Origin of the sequence: Kitasatospora sp. NPDC093806, assembly GCF_040683335.1 — a bacterium.
Classification (GTDB): domain Bacteria; phylum Actinomycetota; class Actinomycetes; order Streptomycetales; family Streptomycetaceae; genus Kitasatospora.
On the sequence record NZ_JBFBDO010000069.1, the window covers coordinates 25,102 to 46,440 of the forward strand.

Annotated in this window: 16 protein-coding genes; 1 reads left to right on the forward strand and 15 read right to left on the reverse strand. The window is 72.2% G+C overall.

All coding sequences use genetic code 11. The features are described 5' to 3' along the window. Positions 1-240: 240 nt before the first annotated feature. Positions 241-756: a TraR/DksA family transcriptional regulator gene (locus tag AB0N76_RS26865; RefSeq protein WP_363561188.1), complete on the reverse strand. Its 516-nt coding sequence runs from the start codon at positions 754-756 to the stop codon at positions 241-243. A gap of 624 nt (positions 757-1,380) precedes the next feature. On the opposite strand from AB0N76_RS26865, the gene ileS reads away from it, so the two are divergent. Continuing rightward, a complete protein-coding gene (ileS, locus tag AB0N76_RS26870; RefSeq protein ID WP_363561190.1) occupies positions 1,381-4,509 on the forward strand; it encodes an isoleucine--tRNA ligase in 3,129 nt (1,042 codons plus the stop codon). A gap of 252 nt (positions 4,510-4,761) precedes the next feature. Here the strand turns inward: ileS and AB0N76_RS26875 are convergent, their stop codons facing one another. The 14 genes from AB0N76_RS26875 to AB0N76_RS26940 form a co-directional block, all read right to left on the reverse strand. Further along, the gene (locus AB0N76_RS26875) at positions 4,762-6,141 is read right to left on the reverse strand and encodes a DivIVA domain-containing protein (protein WP_363561191.1); all 1,380 of its coding nucleotides are present in this window, start codon (positions 6,139-6,141) and stop codon (positions 4,762-4,764) included. A 59-nt stretch (positions 6,142-6,200) separates the two neighbouring features. Then, positions 6,201-6,482: a YggT family protein gene (locus AB0N76_RS26880; RefSeq protein WP_363561193.1), complete on the reverse strand. Its 282-nt coding sequence runs from the start codon at positions 6,480-6,482 to the stop codon at positions 6,201-6,203. Between the two features lie 92 nt (positions 6,483-6,574). Next, positions 6,575-7,177, reverse strand: a complete 603-nt coding sequence (gene sepF, locus AB0N76_RS26885; protein WP_030301230.1) for a cell division protein SepF — start codon at positions 7,175-7,177, stop codon at positions 6,575-6,577. 231 nt (positions 7,178-7,408) lie between these two features. After that, positions 7,409-8,197, reverse strand: a complete 789-nt coding sequence (locus tag AB0N76_RS26890) for a YggS family pyridoxal phosphate-dependent enzyme (protein ID WP_363561196.1) — start codon at positions 8,195-8,197, stop codon at positions 7,409-7,411. Further along, the gene (gene pgeF / locus AB0N76_RS26895) at positions 8,197-8,928 is read right to left on the reverse strand and encodes a peptidoglycan editing factor PgeF (RefSeq protein WP_363561198.1); all 732 of its coding nucleotides are present in this window, start codon (positions 8,926-8,928) and stop codon (positions 8,197-8,199) included. Before pgeF ends, AB0N76_RS26890 begins: the two co-directional genes overlap by 1 nt. Next, the gene (ftsZ, locus tag AB0N76_RS26900; RefSeq protein WP_363561200.1) at positions 8,925-10,157 is read right to left on the reverse strand and encodes a cell division protein FtsZ; all 1,233 of its coding nucleotides are present in this window, start codon (positions 10,155-10,157) and stop codon (positions 8,925-8,927) included. Before ftsZ ends, pgeF begins: the two co-directional genes overlap by 4 nt. A gap of 364 nt (positions 10,158-10,521) precedes the next feature. Then, complete coding sequence (locus AB0N76_RS26905) at positions 10,522-11,298, reverse strand: FtsQ-type POTRA domain-containing protein (protein WP_363561202.1); 777 nt, start codon at positions 11,296-11,298, stop codon at positions 10,522-10,524. Next, a complete protein-coding gene (gene murG / locus AB0N76_RS26910) occupies positions 11,291-12,397 on the reverse strand; it encodes an undecaprenyldiphospho-muramoylpentapeptide beta-N-acetylglucosaminyltransferase (protein WP_363561204.1) in 1,107 nt (368 codons plus the stop codon). Before murG ends, AB0N76_RS26905 begins: the two co-directional genes overlap by 8 nt. A 6-nt stretch (positions 12,398-12,403) precedes the next feature. Beyond that, positions 12,404-13,669: a putative lipid II flippase FtsW gene (ftsW, locus tag AB0N76_RS26915; protein ID WP_363561220.1), complete on the reverse strand. Its 1,266-nt coding sequence runs from the start codon at positions 13,667-13,669 to the stop codon at positions 12,404-12,406. Between the two features lie 149 nt (positions 13,670-13,818). Further along, on the reverse strand, positions 13,819-15,267 hold the full coding sequence (gene murD, locus AB0N76_RS26920; protein WP_363561206.1) for a UDP-N-acetylmuramoyl-L-alanine--D-glutamate ligase: 1,449 nt from the start codon (positions 15,265-15,267) through the stop codon (positions 13,819-13,821). Beyond that, on the reverse strand, positions 15,264-16,325 hold the full coding sequence (mraY, locus tag AB0N76_RS26925; protein WP_363561208.1) for a phospho-N-acetylmuramoyl-pentapeptide-transferase: 1,062 nt from the start codon (positions 16,323-16,325) through the stop codon (positions 15,264-15,266). The genes murD and mraY overlap by 4 nt, the downstream gene beginning before the upstream one ends. Next, a complete protein-coding gene (murF, locus tag AB0N76_RS26930) occupies positions 16,325-17,725 on the reverse strand; it encodes a UDP-N-acetylmuramoyl-tripeptide--D-alanyl-D-alanine ligase (protein WP_363561210.1) in 1,401 nt (466 codons plus the stop codon). Before murF ends, mraY begins: the two co-directional genes overlap by 1 nt. Further along, positions 17,722-19,287 carry a UDP-N-acetylmuramoyl-L-alanyl-D-glutamate--2,6-diaminopimelate ligase gene (locus AB0N76_RS26935; protein ID WP_363561212.1) on the reverse strand — a complete coding sequence of 522 codons (1,566 nt, stop codon included), beginning with the start codon at positions 19,285-19,287 and terminating at the stop codon, positions 17,722-17,724. Before AB0N76_RS26935 ends, murF begins: the two co-directional genes overlap by 4 nt. Positions 19,288-19,380: 93 nt before the next feature. Further along, on the reverse strand, positions 19,381-21,339 hold a 1,959-nt coding region (locus tag AB0N76_RS26940; RefSeq protein ID WP_363561214.1), incomplete at its 5' end, for a penicillin-binding protein 2.

A 21,339-nucleotide genomic window follows, 5' to 3' on the forward strand; every position in this document is an offset into this window, starting at 1 on the left:
GCCACGGTCTCCGGCGCGGGCTGCGCCACGTCGCCGGCGGGCGTCGGGACGGACTCGTCCCGCGTCTGGGGGGAACCTTGCGTACTGATGATCCGCTCCGCTGCCGTGACGTGGTCGGCCGATGGGCCGATGGGCCGATGGGAACGCCCGATCTCCGACAGATCGGGCGACGTTACGGGGTCGAGCCTACGGCAAGCCCGACCCCCCGCGTCGCCCCGGTGGACCGCCCCGACCGGTCGGTCAGCGGCGTTCCTGCTTGGCCTTGCACTGGACGCAGAGCGTCGCCCGCGGGAAGGCCTGCATCCGCGCCTTGCCGATGGCCTGGCCGCAGGACTCGCAGACGCCGAAGCCGACGCCCTCCAGCCGGGCCAGCGCGCGCTCGGCCTGGGCGAGGCTGTCGCGGGCGTTGTTGGCGAGGGCCAGCTCGCTCTCCCGCGAGATGTTCTTCGTACCGGCGTCCACCTGGTCGTCGCCGGCTCCGTCGTTGGAGTCACGCATCAGACCGGTGATGGCGGCCTCGGCGGCGTCGATCTCGTTCTGCAGCCGCTCCATGTCGCTGATCAGCTCGGCGTGCAGCTCGTGCACCTCCTCCGAGGTCCACGGGTCCTCGCCGGTCCGGACCGGCAGCGTGGCCGGGTCGACCGACTCGGCGCCGCCGCTGCGCGCGACGGCCCCGGACTGGGCCGGAGTGCGGGTGCGGCCGGGGGCCACGAGGGCGGTGTCGGTGGTGTTCTTGCGCCGTGCGGTAGTGGTCACGGTCCCCTCCCCTGGATCGCCTGCCACGGCCTTGCGGGTCCGCTTGGTGGCGGTACCCGCGCCGGTTGCCTTCTCAGCCATGGCTTCGACCCCATCTACGAACGAATCGAGCCGCCGGTTCCCGGCGGCCTCCAGTGCCGGAACGATAATCCCGATCAAAAACGGTCACAACATGACATACCGACGCCTCACAATGATCCCACCCAGGCAGCCGTCACAGGCGCCACGCCCAACGCGCCGACCAGAGTTGTGCCCCGTGAACCCCCTCCTAACCGCCCCGAACCCCCATACCGGCGCGACCCCGCCACACGCGGCCGAAACCGACTTGCGACGGCCGATACACTGGGCCTGCAAGGCGCAGATGGGGACGAGTACCGCAGTACGCAGCCACCAGCGACCCGGGGACGGTGCGAGCCCGGGGGTGTGCACGGCGCGAAGATCACCCCGGAGCCGCCGGAAGAACGGTCCGCGAGACACCTCGCCGCCCAGTAGACCCGGCAGCAAGCCCAAACAAGAGGGCCGCACGCAGCACCGCGGCCAAGGAGGGTGGTACCGCGGGGCGGCTTGCCGTCTCGTCCCTCCGTCGGATCCAGCCCACGCATCCGTCGGAGGTAAACGCCCGCGATGAGTACCTACAACCCCGTCCCCGCGCAGGTCGACCTGCCCGCCCTGGAACACCAGATCCTCTCCTTCTGGCAGGACAACAAGGTGTTCCGGCGCAGCCTGGAGCAGTCCGAGGGCCGCCCCGAGTGGGTCTTCTACGAGGGCCCGCCGACCGCCAACGGCATGCCCGGGGCCCACCACATCGAGGCCCGCGTCTTCAAGGACGTCTTCCCCCGCTACCGGACGATGAAGGGCTACCACGTCGCCCGCAAGGCCGGCTGGGACTGTCACGGCCTCCCGGTCGAGCTCGCCGTCGAGAAGGAGCTGGGCTTCTCCGGCAAGCAGGACATCGAGGCGTACGGCATCGCCGAGTTCAACGCCAAGTGCCGCGAGTCGGTGACCCGCCACACCGACGCGTTCACCGAGCTCACCACCCGGATGGGCTACTGGGTCGACCTCGACGAGGCCTACCGCACCATGGACCCGTCCTACGTGCAGTCGGTCTGGTGGTCGCTCAAGCAGATCTTCGACAAGGGCCTGCTGGTCGAGGACCACCGGGTCGCCCCCTGGTGCCCGCGCTGCGGCACCGGCCTCTCCGACCACGAGCTGGCCCAGGGCTACGAGACGGTCGTGGACCCCTCGGTCTTCGTCCGCTTCCCGCTGACCAGCGGCCCGCTGGCCGGCCAGGCCGCCCTGCTGGTCTGGACCACCACCCCGTGGACCCTGGTCTCCAACACCGCCGCCGCCGTCCACCCGGACGTCACCTACGTGGTGGCCACCGACGGCACCGAGCAGCTGGTCGTCGCCGAGCCGCTGCTCGCCAAGGCGCTCGGCGAGGGCTGGGAGGCCACCGGGCAGTCCTTCACCGGCGCCGAGATGGAGCGCTGGGCCTACCGCCGCCCGTTCGACCTGGTCGAGATCGAGGACGCGCACTACGTCCTGAACGCCGAGTACGTCACCACCGAGGACGGCACCGGCATCGTCCACCAGTCGCCCGCCTTCGGCGCGGACGACCTCGCGACCTGCCGCAAGTACGGCCTGCCGGTGGTCAACCCGGTGCTCGCCGACGGCACCTTCGCCCCCGAGGTCCCGCTGGTCGGCGGCCAGTTCTTCAAGAAGGCCGACGAGGCCCTGGTCAAGGACCTCCAGGCCCGCGACCTGCTCTTCCGCCACCTGCCGTACGAGCACAGCTACCCGCACTGCTGGCGCTGCCACACCGCGCTGCTCTACTACGCGCAGCCGTCCTGGTACATCCGCACCACGGCGGTCAAGGACGCCATGGTCCGGGAGAACGAGGCCACCAACTGGTACCCGGAGAACGTCAAGCACGGCCGCTTCGGTGACTGGCTGAGCAACAACATCGACTGGGCGCTCAGCCGCAACCGCTACTGGGGCACCCCGCTGCCGATCTGGCGCTGCGAGGAGAACCACCTCACCTGCGTCGGCTCGCTGGCCGAGCTCTCCGAGCTGACCGGCACCGACCAGAGCGGGCTCGACCCGCACCGCCCGTACATCGACGACGTCACCTTCGCCTGCCGCGAGTGCTCCGGCACCGCGACCCGGGTGCCCGAGGTGATCGACGCCTGGTACGACTCGGGCTCGATGCCGTTCGCCCAGTACGGCTACCCGTACCAGAACAAGGAGCTGTTCGAGAAGCGCTACCCGGCGCAGTTCATCTCCGAGGCGATCGACCAGACCCGCGGCTGGTTCTACACGCTGATGGCCGTCGGCACCCTGGTGTTCGACAAGAGCTCGTACGAGAACGTCGTCTGCCTGGGCCACATCCTGGCCGAGGACGGCCGCAAGATGTCCAAGCACCTGGGCAACATCCTGCAGCCGATCCCGCTGATGGACCAGCACGGCGCCGACGCGGTCCGCTGGTTCATGGCCGCCGGCGGCTCGCCCTGGTCGGCCCGCCGGGTCGGCCACGGCACGATCCAGGAGGTGGTCCGCAAGACCCTCCTCACCTACTGGAACACCGTCGCCTTCCAGGCCCTGTACGCCCGCACCTCCGGCTGGGCCCCGTCCGCGAGCGACCCGGCCCCGGCCGACCGCCCGCAGCTGGACCGCTGGGTGCTCTCCGAGCTGAACACCCTGGTCCGCGAGGTCGACGCGGCCCTGGAGGCGTACGACACCCAGCGCGCCGGCAAGCTGCTCTCCGGCTTCGTCGACGACCTCTCCAACTGGTACGTCCGCCGCGGCCGCCGCCGCTTCTGGCAGGGCGACGCCGCCGCGCTCGCCACCCTGCACGAGGCGCTGGAGACGGTCACCCGGCTGATGGCCCCGCTGACCCCGTTCATCACCGAGCGGGTCTGGCAGGACCTGGTCGTCCCGGTCGTCCCGGACGCGCCGGCCTCGGTCCACCTGGCCACCTGGCCGGAGGCGGACGAGACGCTGATCGACGCCGACCTCTCCCGGCACATGGCGCTGGTCCGCCGCCTGGTGGAGCTGGGCCGGGCCACCCGCGCCGAGTCCGGCGTGAAGACCCGCCAGCCGCTGTCCCGCGCGCTGGTCGCCGCCCAGGGCTGGGAGGAGCTTCCCGCCGACCTGCGCGCGCAGATCGCCGAGGAGCTCAACGTCTCCACCCTGGAGTCGCTGGCGGAGGTCGGCGGCTCGCTGGTCGACACCACGGCGAAGGCCAACTTCCGCGCGCTGGGCAAGCGCTTCGGCAAGGGCGTGCAGGACGTCGCCAAGGCGGTCGCCGCCGCGGACGCCGCCAAGCTGGCCGCCGAACTGCGCGCCGGGGGCACCACCTCCGTCGAGCTGGACGGCGAGCCGGTCGCGCTCTCCGCCGACGAGGTGATCATCACCGAGACCCCGCGCGAGGGCTGGGCCGTCGCCAACGAGTCCGGCGCCACCGTCGCCCTCGACCTGGCGATCACCCCCGAGCTGAAGCGCCTCGGCGTCGCCCGGGACGCGATCCGCCAGATCCAGGAGGCCCGCAAGAACTCCGGCCTGGACGTCGCCGACCGCATCGTCCTGCGCTGGCGCGCCAGCAACGACGAGACCGCCGAGGCCATCGCCGAGCACGGTGCCCTGGTCGCCGAGGAGGTCCTCGCCACCGACTTCGCCGCCGGCGCCGCCGACTGGCAGTCCGACACCTTCTCCGACGACTCCCTCGGCCTCGCCTTCCAGCTCCGCAAGGCCTGACCACCCCCGAAGCCGCCGCTACCCACCCGGTAGCGGCGGCTTCGCCATACCCCGCCCCCGCGCCTCCCCTTCCCCCTCACCCTCCCTCACCCCCGCGCGCCCCTTCCCCTTCCTCTGCCCCTCCCTCACCCCCGCGCCCCGCCAGGGGCGCGGGGAACTGCGCGCAGCGGAAGGCCCCCTCCCGCACCCGCACAACAAAAAGCGCCCCCACCCCGACCCGAAGGTCGAAGCAGGGGCGCTTCCAGCGAACGGCTAGTTGTCGCCGTCCTCGTCGATCAGGAAGCCCCGCATCGGCGCCGGCGCCTGCTGCATCGGCTGCGGCGGCTGCGGACGGACCGCCGCCATCGGCTGGGTCATCCCGGCCGGCTGCATCTGCGGCGCACCCGAGCCACCCGAGGCCGGCCCGCCAAAGCTCGGCGCACCCGAGTTCCCGCCGAAGGAGCTCTGCCCGCCGAAGGCCGGCTGGTTCCCGCCGAACGACGGCTGGCTGCCGCCGAAGCTCGGCGCCGGGCTGCTCATCGCGCTGGCACCGGCCGGCGCCATCGACGACGTGGCCGGCGGCAGCGACGCGGTAGCCGGGATCCGCGGCGGGGCGAGCGAGTCGTCCGCCTGCGACTCCAGCTGGCGCAGCTGGGTCTCCAGGTAGGACTTCAGGCGCGTCCGGTACTCACGCTCGAACGCCCGCAGGTCCTCGACCTTGCGCTCCAGCGTGGCGCGGGCGGACTCCAGCGAGCCCATCGCGACGCGGTGCTTCTCCTGGGCGTCCCGCTCCAGCGCGTCGGCCTTGGCGCGGGCGTCCCGCTCCAGACCCTCGGCCCGGCTGCGCGCCTCGCCGACGATCTTGTTGGCCTCGGAGCGCGCCTCGGAGATCGCCTGGTCGGCGGTCTGCTGGGCGAGCGCGAGAACGCGGGCGGCGCTGTCGCCACCGGGACCCTGCTGCTGCATCGGGGCGCCGAGCGGGCCGCCCATCTGCTGCTGCGGGCCGCCCATGGGGCCGCCCATCTGCTGCATCTGCTGCTGGCCCATGCCCTGGCCCATGGGGTTGCCCATGCCCTGCGGGCCGCCGGGGCCGCCCATCGGCTGGAGCATCTGACCGCCCATCGGCTGGACCAGCTGCTGCTGGCCGCCCATGGTCTGGCCCATCTGCTGCTGCTGGCCGGGGCCGCCCATCGGGCCGCCCTGGACGGCGGGGAGCTGCGGGGCGCCGGACGGCAGGCCGAGCGGCTGGTTGCCCATCTGCTGCTGCGGGCCACCGAGCTGCTGCGGACCACCGGGGCCCATCTGCTGCTGCGGGCCGCCCAGCTGCTGCGGACCGCCCGGGCCCATCTGCTGCTGCGGGCCACCGGGGCCGCCCTGCTGGCCGGGGACCGGCGGGCCGGATATGGCCGCCGGCACCGGGGCGCCGGGGCGGGCGTCCTGCGGCGGCTCCTTGCGCATGTTGGCCTGGTTCTGCGCGGCGGCCCGGGTCGCGGCGGCCAGCTTGGCGCGCAGGTCCTCGTTCTCGCGGAGGAGACGGGTCAGCTCCGCCTCGACCTCGTCGAGGAAGGCATCGACCTCGTCCTCGTCATAGCCTTCGCGCAGGCGGACGGTCGTGAACTGCTTGTTCCGAACGTCCTCGGGGGTCAATGGCATCTCTTCACCTCAACGTGATCGTCGGCACACCGGCATCCTGTCGCATCGCTCACCTACGACTAGGGCCGCACAAGCGAGATCAGGACATACACAATGATCATCAGTACGAAGAAGGACAGGTCGAGCGCCACGCCCCCGAGACGCAACGGCGGAATGAACCGCCGCAGAAGCTTGAGCGGCGGATCCGTGACAGTGTACGTGGCCTCCAGGACCAGGACCATGGCCTTGCCGGGCCGCCACGAACGCGCGAACTGGAGCACCCAGTCCATCACCAACCGCACGAGCAGGAACACCAGGAAGACGGTCAGTGCGTAATAGAGCACTGCCCACACGATCTCCATCGCGCTTCCCTCTCCCCTGCTCTCGACCCTGGGGCCGCTCGCCTGTCACTAACTCACTGTCGATCAGATCCACACGTAAAGTCGTGGCCGGGTCAGCTCTGGTTGAAGAACCCACCCTCGGCGATCCGAGCCTTGTCCTCCGCCGTGACATCGACGTTAGCAGGAGACAGGAGGAACACCTTCTGCGTCACGCGCTCGATACTGCCGTGCAGACCGAAGACGAGTCCAGCGGCGAAGTCTACGAGTCGCTTGGCATCGGTGTCGTCCATCTCCGTGAGATTCATGATCACCGGAGTCCCGCCACGGAACTGTTCCCCGATGGTACGGGCCTCGTTGTAGGTCCTCGGGTGCAGCGTGGTGATGCGGTAGGGCTCTCGTTCGTTCACTACCTTGGGCATGATCACCGGGGCGCTCTTCTCCAGGTTGTGGCGGCGTTCGGGTGTGATGGACGACACTGGGGCCATCCTCGGGGTCTCCTGGCGGATCGGGACCGCGGCCGGCACCGGCTGCGGCGTGATCGAGGAGACCGGCGCGGGCGTCGGGGCGGCCGGGCGCGGGATGTCCTCGGTCCGTCCGGTGCGGATCGGCTCGGGGTCCGCGTCGTAGTCGTCGTCGGGGTCGTACCCCTGGCCGTCGTACGTCTCGTCCTCCACGAGGCCGAGGTAGACCGCCATCTTGCGCATTGCGCCGGCCATGCTCCTGTCTCCTCCGCTTGTGGTGGACCGGCGCTCCGTCCCGGCGGCCGGGCCGCACGGCCCCGCCTTGCGGATTTCCGCGGTCCGCCCACGACGAGCCGTCAGGCCGACGGCCGATCAGCAATCGTGGATGAGGGCCGCGGAGCTGCGATCCACGGTTGGCTAGCGCTCAGATAAGCTGCTAGCTTCTGTCCTATTTTGTCCTGCAGTCTGATCTACTACCTGGTGACGTTACCCGAGGGGTGACCGCACTCCGAGTACCGCCGTTCCGACGCGCACGTGTGTCGCCCCGGCGGCAACGGCCTGCTCCAGATCACCACTCATCCCTGCGGAGACCATGGTGGCAGCCGGATGGGCCGCCCGTACGGCGGTTGCGATTTCCGCCAGCCGATCGAAGGCGCGTACCGGGTCGCCGGCCAGCGGCCCGGCGAGCGGAGCGACCGTCATCACACCGTCCAGGCGCAGCCCGGGCGTGTCGGCGATGGCGTCGGCCAGCGCGGCGACGTCCGCCGGGGCGACGCCGGCCCGGTGCTCGCCCTCGCCGTGCTCCTTGTCCAGCGCGACCTGCACCAGACAGCCCAGCTCGGGGCGTTCGGCCTTGAGCACCGCCGCGCCGAGCGACTGGGCCAGCCGCGGCCGGTCCACCGAGTGGACGTGGTTGGCGTAGCGGACCACCGAGCGGACCTTGTTGGTCTGCAGCTGGCCGACGAAGTGCCAGTCCAGCGGAAGGTTTCTGCACTGCTCCGCCTTGGGGGCGGCGTCCTGGTCGCGGTTCTCCGCGACGTCGGTCACGCCCAGCGCGGCCAGCAGCGCGGTGTCCTCGGCGGGGTAGGTCTTGGTGACCACGACCAGCTTCACCTCGGCGCGCGCCCGCCCGGCGGCGGCGCACGCGTCGGCGATGCGCCGCTCGACGACCTCCAGGTTGGTGCCCAGTTCCTCGTACCGGGCCCGCTGCCCCTCGGTCAGTCCGTCCAGGAACCGGACGCTCCCCGGGAACGGTCCGTAGATGTCGTTCGTCATCACAGTTCAGAGCCCAACCAGACGTAGCTCGCGAGCCGGCCCGTGCGCTGCTCGCGGCGGTAGGAGTAGTGATCGGCGGATTCGAGGGTGCAGACAGATGATCGCACCAACTCGGTGACTCCGACAGCGGCCAACTGGGCCGCCACTCCCTCCGGTACGTCCAGGGCGGGGGTCCCCCAGGAGGTCTGCGCGTAGGCGGCGGGCACCCGCTCGGCGACCTCGGCGCGCAGCGGCGCGGGCACCTCGTAGCAGCGGCCGCAGACGGCGGGGCCGGTGGCGGCGGTGATCCGGCCGGGCTCGGCGCCCAGTCGCACCATCGCCTCGACCACCGCCGGGACCACCCCGGCCGCGAGGCCGGGCCGGCCCGCGTGGGCGGCGCCGACCACCCCCGCCACCGGGTCGGCCAGCAGGACCGGGGTGCAGTCGGCGGTGAGCACCGCGAGCGCGAGCGGGCGGTCGGTGACCACCGCGTCCACGGTCGGGGCCTGCCCGGCGGGCTGGCGCTCGGTCACCACGGCGACGTCGGCGCCGTGCACCTGGTTCATCCAGACCACGTCGGCCGGGTCGAGGCCGAGCGTGCGGGCGGCGATCGCCCGGTTCTCCCGGACCGCCGCCGGGTCGTCCCCGACCGCGCCGCCGAGGTTCAGCTCCCCGTACGGCGAAGTGCTCACCCCGCCCCACCGGGTGGTGAAGGCGAAGTGAGCACCATCGCGTACCGAGCGATCGATCACTTAAGGAAGTCCGGGACGTCGAGTTCCTCGGCCGGGCTCTCCACGAACGGCTGGCGGACCGGCTGCACCTGCGGCGGCACCGGGGCCGCGGTCGCGGTGGCCGGGGCCTCGGCCGGGCGGGACGGCGAGGTGGTCTCGGCGTCCGGGCGGGAGGTCACCGAGCCGATGCCGCCGTACGCGGGCCGGCCGGACGGACGCTCCGGGGTGCTCGCCGAGGAGGCCGGCGGGGTGGCCGGGGAGGCGCTGGCCTTGACCACCGGGTCGCGGACGATCGCCGGCGGCTGACCGCCGTCGAAGCCGGCCGCGATGACGGTGACCCGGACCTCGTCGCCGAGGGCGTCGTCGATGACGGCACCGAAGATGATGTTGGCCTCGGGGTGCGCCGCCTCGCTGACCAGCTGGGCGGACTCGTTGATCTCGAACAGGCCGAGGTCGGAGCCGCCGGAGATGGAGAGCAGCACGCCGCGGGCGCCGTCGATCGAGGCCTCCAGCAGCGGCGAGGAGATCGCCATCACCGCGGCGGCCTTGGCGCGGTCCTCGCCGCGGGCCGAGCCGATGCCCATGAGCGCCGAGCCGGCGTCCGACATGACGGACTTGACGTCGGCGAAGTCGAGGTTGATCAGACCCGGGGTGGTGATCAGATCGGTGATGCCCTGGACACCGGAGAGCAGCACCTGGTCGGCGGAGCGGAACGCGTCCAGCACGCTGACCTGGCGGTCCGAGATGGACAGCAGCCGGTCGTTCGGGATGACGATGAGGGTGTCGACCTCTTCGCGCAGGGACGCGATGCCGTCCTCGGCCTGGTTGGCGCGCCGCCGGCCCTCGAAGGTGAAGGGGCGGGTGACCACGCCGATGGTGAGCGCGCCCAGCGAGCGGGCGATGTTGGCGACCACCGGCGCGCCGCCCGTGCCGGTGCCGCCGCCCTCGCCGGCGGTGACGAAGACCATGTCGGCCCCCTTGAGGACCTCCTCGATCTCCTCGCGGTGGTCCTCGGCGGCCTTGCGGCCGACCTCGGGGTTGGCGCCGGCGCCGAGGCCCCGGGTGAGTTCACGGCCCACATCGAGCTTGACGTCGGCGTCGCTCATGAGGAGGGCCTGCGCATCGGTGTTGATCGCGATGAACTCGACGCCCTTGAGACCGACCTCGATCATCCGGTTGATGGCGTTGACACCACCGCCGCCGATACCGACGACCTTGATGACTGCGAGGTAGTTCTGCGGTGCTGCCACGTCGAAGGCCTCTCGCCTCGAATTTCCGGGTCGGCCCGATGCCCGGCATGGGACGGACCGACGGATGTCGATGGGTAGGGAGCCTGGTTTCTGACGCAATGTCCGAAATGCCGACCGCCGACCCCAACCCTAAACTTGACCTTTAGGGTTAGTGCTGTGCCTCTGTCACATCACCAGGGAACACAGTCTGGTGACACAGGACACTAGGTGGCTCCGGCCACGCGTTTCAACGAACACGCCGAGCTTCCCTTTTTCTTTTGAGCCTATGTGATCATCGTCCGGCTGATGAAACCGGGGTGACCACCAAGGGTCGGCCCGACGCGAAACCGCGTCAAGCCCGCCCTCGGGTACAGAACCTACCGGATCATCCGGACACCGCCGGCGCCTCCGGCGCACTCACATCGAAGTTCGTACCCTTCTGATTCAGCAGCGCCACCAGCACCCGGGCCTTTCGGTCCGTCTGCTCCGGGCTCCCCCAACGCACCGTGGCGCCCCCGCTGAGCTGTAGCTGGATGTCGTCGTACGAATGCACGAGCACCGCCCCGGCCCGCTGCTGGACCTCGGCCGGCAGCGCCGCGGCCACCGCCACCGCGCCCTGCACCAGCTGCGCCCGGCCGATCACCGACTCGGCGTCCCGGGCCTGCTGGCTGAGCCTCAGCTCCACCACCGGCACCCCGGCCGGGGCGGCCGGCTCGGTGGCGAAGCTCACGCCGCCCGCGTCGACCTGGGTGAACCGGCCGTCCTCGCCCTTGACGGCGGCGACCGCCGTGCGCTGGGTGACCTTCACCCGCAGGGTGTGCGGCCACCCCCGCCAGACCTCGGCCCCGGCCACCCGGGGGATCGCCTCCACCCGCTGCCGGGCCTCGTCCAGGTCCACCCGGGCCAGCGGGCCCGACCCGACCGTACCGATCGCCGCCCGCACCTCGTCGGCCGTCAGCTTCTCGTCCTGCGCCCCCTGCACCGCGACGCTGCGCACGTCCAGCACCGAGGAGAGGAAGACCAGCCAGGACAGCGCGCCGAGCAGCACGGTGACCAACACGCCCAGCACCAGCACCCCGCGCCGGGAGAGCCGAAGCCGAGGAGCGTGCTCCTCGGCTTCGAACTCCTCGTCGAGGGGATCGGCGAGCCGGGCGTCAGCCACGACGGCGGCCGCCCCGAGCGGCCTCGATGGCCTCGTAGACCATGCCGACCAGGAGCTCGTCGGCGTCCCGGCGGCCGAACTCGGCGGCGGCCCGGCTCATGTCCCACAGCTTCTGCGGGTCGGTGAGCACCGGCAGCACGTTCTGCAGCACCCAGTCCGGGGTCAGCTCGGCGTCGTCGACCAGCAGGCCGCCGCCGGCCTTGACCATCGGCTGGGCGTTCAGCCGCTGCTCGCCGTTGCCGATCGGCAGCGGGACGAACGCGGCGGGCAGGCCGACCGCGGCCAGCTCGGCCACCGTCATGGCACCGGCCCGGCAGAGCATGAGGTCGGCGGCCGCGTACGCGAGATCCATCCGGTCCAGGTACGACACCGCGCGGTACGGCGGCATCCCGGGGATGTCGTCCACCTGGGGCAGCTCGTTCTTCGGGCCGACCGCGTGCAGGATCTGCACCCCGTACTGCTGGAGCCGGGGGGCGATCGCGGTGATCGTCTCGTTGAGCCGGCGGGCGCCCTGCGAGCCGCCGGTCACCAGCAGGGTGGGCAGCCGCTGGTCGAGGCCGAAGTAGTGCCGCGCCTCCGGGCGGGCCGCGTTCCGGTCCAGGGTCGCGATGGTCCGGCGCAGCGGGATGCCGATGTACCGGGAGTCGCGCAGCTTGCTGTCCGGCGTGGAGACGGCGACGAAGTCGCTGTACCGGGCGCCGATCTTGTTGGCCAGGCCGGGCCGGGCGTTGGCCTCGTGCACCACGATCGGCACCCCGGCGCGCTTGGCGGCCAGGTAGGCGGGCATCGCGACGTAGCCGCCGAAGCCGACCACGGCGTCCGCGTTGACCCGCTCGATGATCTCCTGGGCGGCCCGGACCGTGCCGCGCAGCCGGCCCGGGACGGTGATCAGCTCGGGGGTGGGCTTGCGGGGCAGCGGGACGGCCGGGATCAGCTCCAGCTGGTAGCCGCGCTCGGGCACCAGCCGGGTCTCCAGGCCGCGCTCGGTACCGAGGGCGGTGATCCCGATGGACGGGTCATGCCTGCGGAGGGCGTCCGCGAGGGCCATGGCCGGCTCGATGTGGCCGGCGGTCCCCCCGCCGGCGAGTACGACATGCACCGAAATTCACCGCTCCCTGCGTGCCGGCACGGGGGCCGGGCGCGCTGTGGTTCGTCGTCGTGGCAGCACCCGGGCCAGCTGCTTCCTGATCCGGGAGTTCTTGCTCCGGGCGGCCAGGGCCGCCTTCGCGCCCGAGCTGCTGCGTGCCAGGCAGAGCAGCACCCCGATCGCGGACATGGCCGACAGCATGGCGGAACCGCCGTAGGAGAACAGCGGGAGCGGGACGCCCGCGATGGGCAGCAGTCCCAGCGCCGACCCCAGGTTGATCACGGCCTGCGCCATGAGCCAGGTGGTGGCGGCTCCCGCGGCGTACCTGACGAAGGGATCCTTCGTGCCGATGGCCACACGGATACCCGCGTAGCCTAGTGCCGCGAAGAGACCGATCACCGACAGCGTCCCCACCAGACCGAGTTCCTCACCGGTCGTGGCGAAGATGAAGTCGGTGTGCGCCTCCGGGAGCTGGCCCCACTTCTCCACGCCGGCGCCGAGCCCGGAGCCGAACAGACCGCCGAGGCCGAACGAGTAGACCCCGTGCAGCGCCTGGAAGCAGGCGCCCGCCGGGTCGAGCTTGGTGACGCCGATGCAGGAGAGCCGCTCGGCCCGGTGCGGGACGGTGACCACCAGGGCGGTGCAGACCACCACGGCCACGCCGAGGGTGGCGATGAACAGCCGCAGCGGCGCGCCGACCATCCAGAGCAGGCCGAAGAGCATCGCGACCAGGATCATCGCGGTGCCCATGTCGCCGCCGAGCATGATCAGCGCGAGCAGCAGCAGCGCGCCCGGCACCAGCGGGACCAGCAGGTGCTTCCACTGGTCCAGGGTGCCGTTCTTCTGCTTGCGGGCCAGCAGGTCGGCGCCCCAGAGCACCAGGGCGAGCTTGGCGAACTCGGACGGCTGGAACTGGAACACGCCGAAATCCAGCCAGTTCCGGTTGCCGTTGACCTCCATGCCGACGCCGGGGATGGCGACCAGCACCAGGGCGCCGATCACCGCGAGCATCACCGGGTAGACGATCACCCGCAGCACGGCCACCGGGACCAGCGCGAAGCCGATCAGCAGCGCGCCGCCGAGCAGCACCGCGAGCAGCTGCTTGTAGAAGTAGAACTGGGTCGAGCGGTGCTGCCCCAGCGCCAGGATCTGCGAGGCCGAGAAGACCATCATCAGTCCGAGCGCCACCAGCAGCAGCGCCGTCCCGGCGACCAGCAGGTAGGGCGTGAGCGGCCGGTCCAGGGCGTACCGGACGCGGGCCCGGAAGGCCTGCACCCGGGCCACCGGACCGGCCGACTTGTAGGCGGTGGTGGTGGCCGAGATCACCCGCAGGGGTTCGGCCGTCCCCTTCGCCGGCGCGTTGGAACCGCCCACCCTGCCCTGACCGCCGCCCACCCGTCCCGCTCTCCCTGCTCCCAGGCCCGTGGGCCCTGCTACTTGTCCGCCAGCTCCCGGACGGAGGCCGCGAAGAGGTCGCCGCGCTCGCCGTAGTTGGTGAACATGTCCATCGAGGCGCAGGCCGGGGCCAGCAGCACCGTGTCACCCGTTCGGGCGAGGGAGGCGGCCGCGCGGACCACCTCGGTCATCGCCACCGCGCCAGTCTGGCCCTCGGCCGCCTCGATCACCGGGACATCCGGCGCGTGTCGCAGCAGCGCCTCCCGGACCAGCGCGCGGTCCTCGCCGATCAGCACGACGCCGCGCAGCCGCTCGGCCGCGCCCTGGACCAGGTCGTCGAAGGTCGCGCCCTTGGCCAGGCCGCCGGCGATCCAGACGATCGGCCGGAACGCGGCCAGCGAGGCCGCCGCGGCGTGCGTGTTGGTGGCCTTGGAGTCGTCCACGTAGGTGACCCCGTCGACCACCGCGACCTCGGCGATCCGGTGGGCGTCCGGCCGGAAGGCGCGCAGGCCCTCCCGGACGGCCTTCGGCTCCACGCCGTACGCGCGGGCCAGCGCGGCGGCGGCCAGCGCGTTGGTGATGTTGTGCGGGGCCGGCGGGTTGACGTCCTCGACGGAGCCCAGCTCGGCGGCGTTCTTCGCCCGGTCGGCGACGAACGCGCGGTCCACCAGCAGGCCGTCGACCACGCCGAAGTTCGACGGGCCGGGCGAGCCGAGGCCGAAGCCGACCGCCCGGCAGCCCTCCTCGACGTCGGCCTCGCGGACCAGCGCCTCGGTGGCCGGGTCGGCCAGGTTGTACACGCAGGCGACGACGTTGCCCTCGTAGATCCGGCCCTTGTCGGCGGCGTACGCCTCCATCGAGCCGTGCCAGTCGAGGTGGTCGGGCGCCAGGTTGAGGACGGCCGCCGAGTACGGGCGCAGCGAGGGCGCCCAGTGCAGCTGGTAGCTGGAGAGCTCGACGGCGAGCACGTCGTACGGCTCCTCGGCGAGCACCGCGTCCAGCACCGAGACGCCGACGTTGCCGACGGCGGCGGTGCGCTTGCCGGCGGCGGTGAGGATCGAGGCGAGCATCTGCACGGTGGTGGTCTTGCCGTTGGTGCCGGTGACGGCCAGCCAGGGGGCGGGCTCGCCGGTGGCCGGCAGCGGCTTGCGCAGGTGCCAGGCCAGTTCGACGTCGCCCCAGACCGGGACGCCGGCCGCGTCGGCGGCGGCGAACAGCGGGCTGCTCGGCGGCCAGCCGGGCGAGGTGACGACCAGCCGGGTGCCCTCGGGCAGGGTCGCGCCGTCGCCGAGGCGGACGGTGACGCCCTGCGCCTCCAGCTCGGCGGCGCGGGCCTTGAGGCCCTCGCCGGAGCCGCCGTCGACGACGGTGACCCGGGCGCCGAGGCCGTGCAGCACGCGGGCCGCGCTGATCCCGGACACGCCGAGCCCGGCGACGGTGACCGGGAGCCCGGCCCAGTCCGGGGTGTTCGCTTCGGAGCCGGTCATCCGGTCACCCATCCCGCGTAGAAGAGGCCGAGGCCGACGGCCACGCAGAGCCCCTGGATGATCCAGAACCGGACCACGACCAGGACCTCGCTCCAGCCCTTGAGTTCGAAGTGGTGCTGCAGCGGTGCCATCTTGAAGACGCGCTTGCCGGTCATCCGGAACGAGCCGACCTGGATGATCACCGACAGGGTGATGATCACGAACAGGCCGCCGAGCAGGACCAGCAGGATCTCGGTGCGCGAGCAGATCGCCAGACCGGCCAGCGCGCCACCGAGGGCCAGCGAGCCGGTGTCGCCCATGAAGATCTTGGCGGGCGAGGTGTTCCACCAGAGGAAGCCGAAGCAGGAGCCCATCAGGGCGGCCGCGACGACCGCGAGGTCCAGCGGGTCGCGGACGTCGTAGCAGTTGGCGGTCGCCGAGGCGACGTAGGCGCAGCTCTGGCCGTACTCCCAGACGCCGATGAAGGTGTAGGCGCCGAACGCCATCACCGAGGCACCGGTGGCCAGGCCGTCCAGACCGTCCGTCAGGTTCACGCCGTTCGAGGTCGCGGCGATCAGGAAGTACGCGAAGATGACGAACAGCACCGGGCCGATCGCCCACTCGAAGTCCCGGACGAAGGACAGGTGCTCGGAGGCCGGGCGGCGGTTCGCGCTGTCCGGGAACTGCAGGGCCAGCACGGCGAAGGCCAGGCCGACGATGGACTGGCCGGCCAGCTTGGCCTTGGCCCGCAGGCCCAGCGAGCGGCGCTTGACGACCTTGATGTAGTCGTCGAGGAAGCCGACCAGGCCCAGACCGGTCGTCAGGAACAGCACCAGCAGCCCCGAGGCGGTCGGGCTCTCGCCCGTTATCGCCTTGGTCGCGAAGTAGGCGATCAGGGTCGCCAGGATGAAGGCGATGCCGCCCATGGTGGGCGTGCCCTTCTTACTGTGGTGCGCCTTCGGGCCGTCGTCCCGGATGTACTGGCCGTAGCCCTGTCGGGCGAGCAGCTTGATCAGGGCCGGGGTACCGGCCAGCGACAGGATCAGGCCGATCATGCCGGAGAAGAGGATCTGCTTCATTACTCGGCCGCACCGTCCGCGAGGAGGGCCTCGGCCACCTTCTCCAACCCCACCGAGCGGGAGGCCTTCACCAGCACCACATCCCCCGGCCGCAGCTGACTGCGCAGCAGTTCGACCGCCGCGTCCGCGTCGGACACCAGCACCGACTCCTCACCCCACGAACCTTCGTTCCTCGCGCCCAGTTCCATGCAGGCCGCCTCGCGTCCGCCGACCGCCACCAGCTTGGTGACGTCCAGCCGGACGGCGAGCCGCCCGATGGCGTCGTGCTCGGCCAGGCTGTCCTCGCCGAGCTCCCGCATCTCGCCGAGCACCGCCCAGGTGCGGCGGCGCTCCGGGCCCCGTCCCCCCATCGAGACCAGCGCCCGCAGCGCGGCCCGCATCGAATCGGGGTTCGCGTTGTAGGCGTCGTTGACGACGGTGACACCATCGGCCCGGTCGACGACCTCCATGCGCCAGCGGGACAGCGCACCCGCCTCGCTCAGCGCTTCGGCGGTGTCGTCGACGGTCATCCCGAGCTCCATCGCCACCGCGGCGGCGGCGAGGGCGTTCGAGACGTGGTGCTCACCGTACAGGCGCAGCTGCACCCGTGCGGAACCGGCCGGGGTGGTCAGCGTGAACGATGGACGTCCGGTGGAGTCCAGGCGAACATCCTGTGCCCGGACCTCGGCGTCCGGGGACTCCCCGAACAGCACGACCTTCGCCCTGGTCCGCGCGGCCATGGCGCGCACCAGGCGGTCGTCGGCGTTGAGGATCGCCGCGCCGTCGGCCGGCAGCGCCTCGACGAGCTCGCCCTTGGCCTCGGCGATCGCCTCCTGCGAGCCGAACTCGCCGACGTGCGCGGTGCCGACGTTCAGCACCAGGCCGATCCGGGGCGGGGTGATCGAGGTGAGGTACTCGATGTCGCCCTTGTGCCGGGCGCCCATCTCCAGCACCAGGTGCCGGGTGGCGTCCTCGACCCGCAGGGCGGTCATCGGGTGGCCGATCTCGTTGTTGAGCGAGCCGGGCGGGTAGACGGTGTCGCCGAGGCGCTGCAGCAGCTGGGCGATCAGGTCCTTGGTGCTGGTCTTGCCGGCCGAGCCGGTGAGCGCGACCACGGTGGCGTCGGCCCGGCCGACGACGGCGCGGGCCAGCTTGCCGAGCGCGTCCACCACGCTGTCGACCAGGACGGTGGGCCCGCCGACCGGGCGGGAGGCCAGCACCGCGACGGCGCCGGCCGCGACCGCGGTGGCCGCGTAGTCGTGGCCGTCCACGTGCTCGCCGACGAAGGCCGCGAACAGGCCGCCCGGGCGGACCTTGCGGGAGTCGACCTCGACCGGGGCGGTCACCAGGGCGTCGGGGTCGGCGTCGGCCAGGGTGCCCCCGACTGCGGCGGCCACCTCGGCGAGGGTCAGTGCGATCACGGCTGCTCTACTCCTCCGGTGCCCCGGGCGGCCGTGGTCCGCACGATGGATTCGCGCAGCACCTCCCGGTCGTCGAAGGGGCGGATCTCGTCTCGTACGTACTGGCCGAGCTCGTGGCCCTTGCCGGCCACCAGCACGGTGTCGCCGGCCTGGGCGCGGGCGACCGCCAGGCGGATCGCCTCGGCGCGGTCGGGCACCACCAGGACGGCGCCGCGCCCGGCCTCGGGCACCGCGGCGGCGCCGGTCAGCATGCTGGCGAGGATCGCCAGCGGGTCCTCGCTGCGCGGGTTGTCGCTGGTCAGCAGGGCGGTGTCGGCGAGCCGGGCGGCGATGCCGCCCATCGGGGCGCGCTTGTGCGGGTCGCGGTCGCCGCCGCAGCCGATCACCACGTGCAGCCGGCCCTTGGTGACCTCGCGCAGCGAGCCGAGGACGGCCTCCAGGGCGTCCGGCTTGTGCGCGTAGTCGACCACCGCGACGAACGGCTGTCCGGCGTCCACCCGCTCCAGCCGGCCGGGCACGCCGGGGACGGCCGCGACGCCGGCCACGGCCCGGTCCAGCGGCAGGCCGGCGGTGGCGAGCAGGACGATCGCGGCCAGCGCGTTGGCGACGTTGAACGGACCGGGCAGCGGGACGGAGGCGTCCGCCTCGGCGCCGTCCGGGCCGAGCACCCGGAAGGTCGAGCCGACCGGGCCGAGCTGGACGTCCACCGCGCGCCAGTCCGCCTCGGGGGCGCCGGTGGCGGAGAAGGTGACGACCGGGATCTTCGCCTCGGCGGCGAGCCGGCGGCCGTACTGGTCGTCCAGGTTGGCCACCCCGGCGCGGGACTTGCCGGGCTGGAAGAGCCGGGCCTTCGCCTGGAAGTAGTCCTCCATGTCCGGGTGGAAGTCGAGGTGCTCGGGGGTGAGGTTGTTGAACAGCGCGACGTCGTAGACCACGCCGTCGGTGCGGCCGTAGACCAGCGCGTGGCTGGAGACCTCCATGGTCACCGCGTCCGCGCCCCGCTCGCCCATCACGGCGAGGATCGCGTGCAGGTCGGTGGCCTCGGGGGTGGTCCGCTCGCTCTTGATCCGCTCGGTGCCGACCCGCATCTCGACGGTGCCGATCACACCCGGGTGGCGCCCGGCGCCGCGCAGGCCGCCCTCGACCAGGTAGGAGGTGGTGGTCTTGCCGTTGGTGCCGGTCAGCCCGATCATCAGCAGCCGCTCGGACGGCCGGTCGTAGACCGCGGCGGACACCTCGCCCATCCGGGCCCGCGGCCGGTCGACGACCAGCAGCGGCAGGCCGGTGCCGGCCGCCAGCTCGGCGCCGGCCGGGTCGGTGAGCACCGCGACGGCGCCGGCCTCGGCGGCCTGGCCGGCGAAGGACGCGCCGTGGTGGTTGGCGCCCGGGAACGCCACGTAGAGGTCGCCGGGGCGGACCTCGCGGGCGTTGTGGGTGACGCCGGTGACCTCGGGCCCCTCGACGGGGTCGAGTCCCAGCAGACGGGCGAGCTCGGCGAGCGGCCGGGCGCCGGTCCGCGCGGGGCGGGGCGGGCTCACGGTGATTTGATCGGGTTTCGGCACGGCGGAGAGGCTATCCGCCGAAGGGTGCCCAGGGCCAAACCGGGCCTTTTCCGTACCGGCGGCCGCACCCGCCCGGTCGTTGCTCATCTCTGCTCACGGCTTCCACTCGACGGGCAGGTTGGGCGCCTCGCTGCCGCTCGGCGGCACCTGGAGGGTCTTGAGGGTGAACTCCATCACCTGCTTGAACACCGGGCCGCACAGCTGGCCGCCGAAGTGGCCGTTGACCGGGTCCTGGATCACGCAGGAGACGGTGACCCGGGGCGCGTCGGCGGGCGCGAAACCGATGAAGGAGGCGGTGTAGCCGCGGTAGCCGCCGTTCTTCGGGTCCACCCGGTTGGCGGTGCCGGTCTTCCCGGCCACCCGGTAGCCGGGGATCGCGGCCTTGCCGCCGGTCCCCTGCTCGTCGGAGACGACCGACTCCAGCATCTCGGTGAGGGTCTTGGCGGTCTGCTCGCCGACCACCCGGGACTGCGCGCCCGGCGCGGCCGGGGTGTACTTGCCGTCCGGCGAGGTGGTGCCCTGGACGACGCTCGGCGCCACCCGGACCCCGCCGTTGGCGATGGTGGAGAACACCGAGGTCGCCTGCAGCGCGTTGACCGACAGGCCCTGGCCGAACGGGATGGTGTACTGCTTGGACGCCTTCCAGTCCTCCGGCTTGTCGAGCAGGCCGGCGGTCTCGCCGGGGAAGCCCAGACCGGTCTGCTGGCCGATGCCGAAGCGGCGCAGGTAGTCGTACAGCACCTGGTTGGCCTCGGGCTGGGTGGCGCCGAGGGTCTGGGCGGCCTCGATGGTGCCGATGTTGGACGACTTGGCGAGCACACCGGCCAGCGTCAGGTACCAGGTGTCGTGCCAGACGTCGTCCTTGAACGCCACGTCGCCGCGGACCAGCGGGTACGGCACCGTCACCTTGGTGTCCCAGGTGGCCTTGCCGGTGTCCAGCACGGCGGCCATGGTCATCAGCTTGGCGGTGGAGCCGGGCTCGTAGGCGTCCTGCAGCGCGGCGTTGCCGAGCTGCGAGTTCTTCGCGGTGCTCAGGTCGTTCGGGTTGAAGCCGGGCGAGGTGGCCATCGCCAGCACCTGCCCGTTCTTCACGTCCTGGACGATCACGTAGCCCTTCTCCGCCCCGGCGTTGGCGACCTGGTCGGTGATCGCCCGCTGGGCGGCCCACTGGATGTCCCGGTTGAGGGTCAGCCGCAGGTCGGTGCCGGGCACGGCGGGCTCCAGCGAGCCGCCGGCGGTGGGCACCAGCCGGCCGCCGGACTGGGCGTAGCTGCTGCGCCCGTCCTTGCCGGCCAGCTGCTTCTGGAACTGCTGCTCCAGCCCGCCGGCGCCCTCGCCCTCGGCGTTGACGAAGCCGACCAGGTTGGCGGCCAGCCCGTCAGAGGGGTAGACCCGCTTCTGGGTGTCCCGGTTGAAGACGCCGGCCAGCGGGTTGACGCACTCGTTGTCGACCCGGGTCCGGCCGCCCTCCTCGGCGGGCTTGTTGAGCAGCCGCTTCTGGGCCTGGCAGCCGCGCGAGCCGGCCTGCTTCTCCAGGCTGGATTTGAGGTCGCTGATCTGGTTCTTGACGTCCGGGGTCTGCTGGGCGGCGAGCCGCTTGTAGCGGGTCTTGGGGGTGTGCAGGTCGGCGGCGAGCCGCTCCTTGGGCAGGCCGAGGATCGGCGCCAGCAGGGCGGCGGCCTGCTCGGGGGCGTCGGGGAGGCCGGTGGCCTCGGGGGTGAACATCGCCGGGTCGGCGGTGATGTCGTAGGCGTCGACGGTGGTGGCCAGCGAGACCCCGTCGGAGGACGTTATCGAGCCGCGTTCGGCGGTGATCGGGATGTTCAGGTAGCGGTTGGTGTTGGCGTCGGCGGCCAGCGCGTCGGAGTCCAGCAGCTGGAGCTGGACCAGTCGGCCGGCGAAGATCGAGAACACCACCGAGAGCACGATGGTGATCACCCGCAGCCGGCGACGCGGGTCGGCCAGCCGGATCCCCCGGGCGGCCGGACGGCGCCCGCACCGCGCGCGCCCCGCAGCAGCGCCGCCCCGAGGGCCGCCCGCCGGCCCCCCGGC

Coding starts and splice junctions, on each gene's coding strand:
- ileS (WP_363561190.1), top strand. CDS start 1,381: ATGAGTACCTACAACCCCGTCCCCGCGCAGGTCGACCTGCCCGCCCTG.
- AB0N76_RS26875 (WP_363561191.1), bottom strand. CDS start 6,141: ATGCCATTGACCCCCGAGGACGTTCGGAACAAGCAGTTCACGACCGTC.
- AB0N76_RS26880 (WP_363561193.1), bottom strand. CDS start 6,482: ATGGAGATCGTGTGGGCAGTGCTCTATTACGCACTGACCGTCTTCCTG.
- sepF (WP_030301230.1), bottom strand. CDS start 7,177: ATGGCCGGCGCAATGCGCAAGATGGCGGTCTACCTCGGCCTCGTGGAG.
- AB0N76_RS26890 (WP_363561196.1), bottom strand. CDS start 8,197: ATGACGAACGACATCTACGGACCGTTCCCGGGGAGCGTCCGGTTCCTG.
- murD (WP_363561206.1), bottom strand. CDS start 15,267: ATGACCGGCTCCGAAGCGAACACCCCGGACTGGGCCGGGCTCCCGGTC.
- mraY (WP_363561208.1), bottom strand. CDS start 16,325: ATGAAGCAGATCCTCTTCTCCGGCATGATCGGCCTGATCCTGTCGCTG.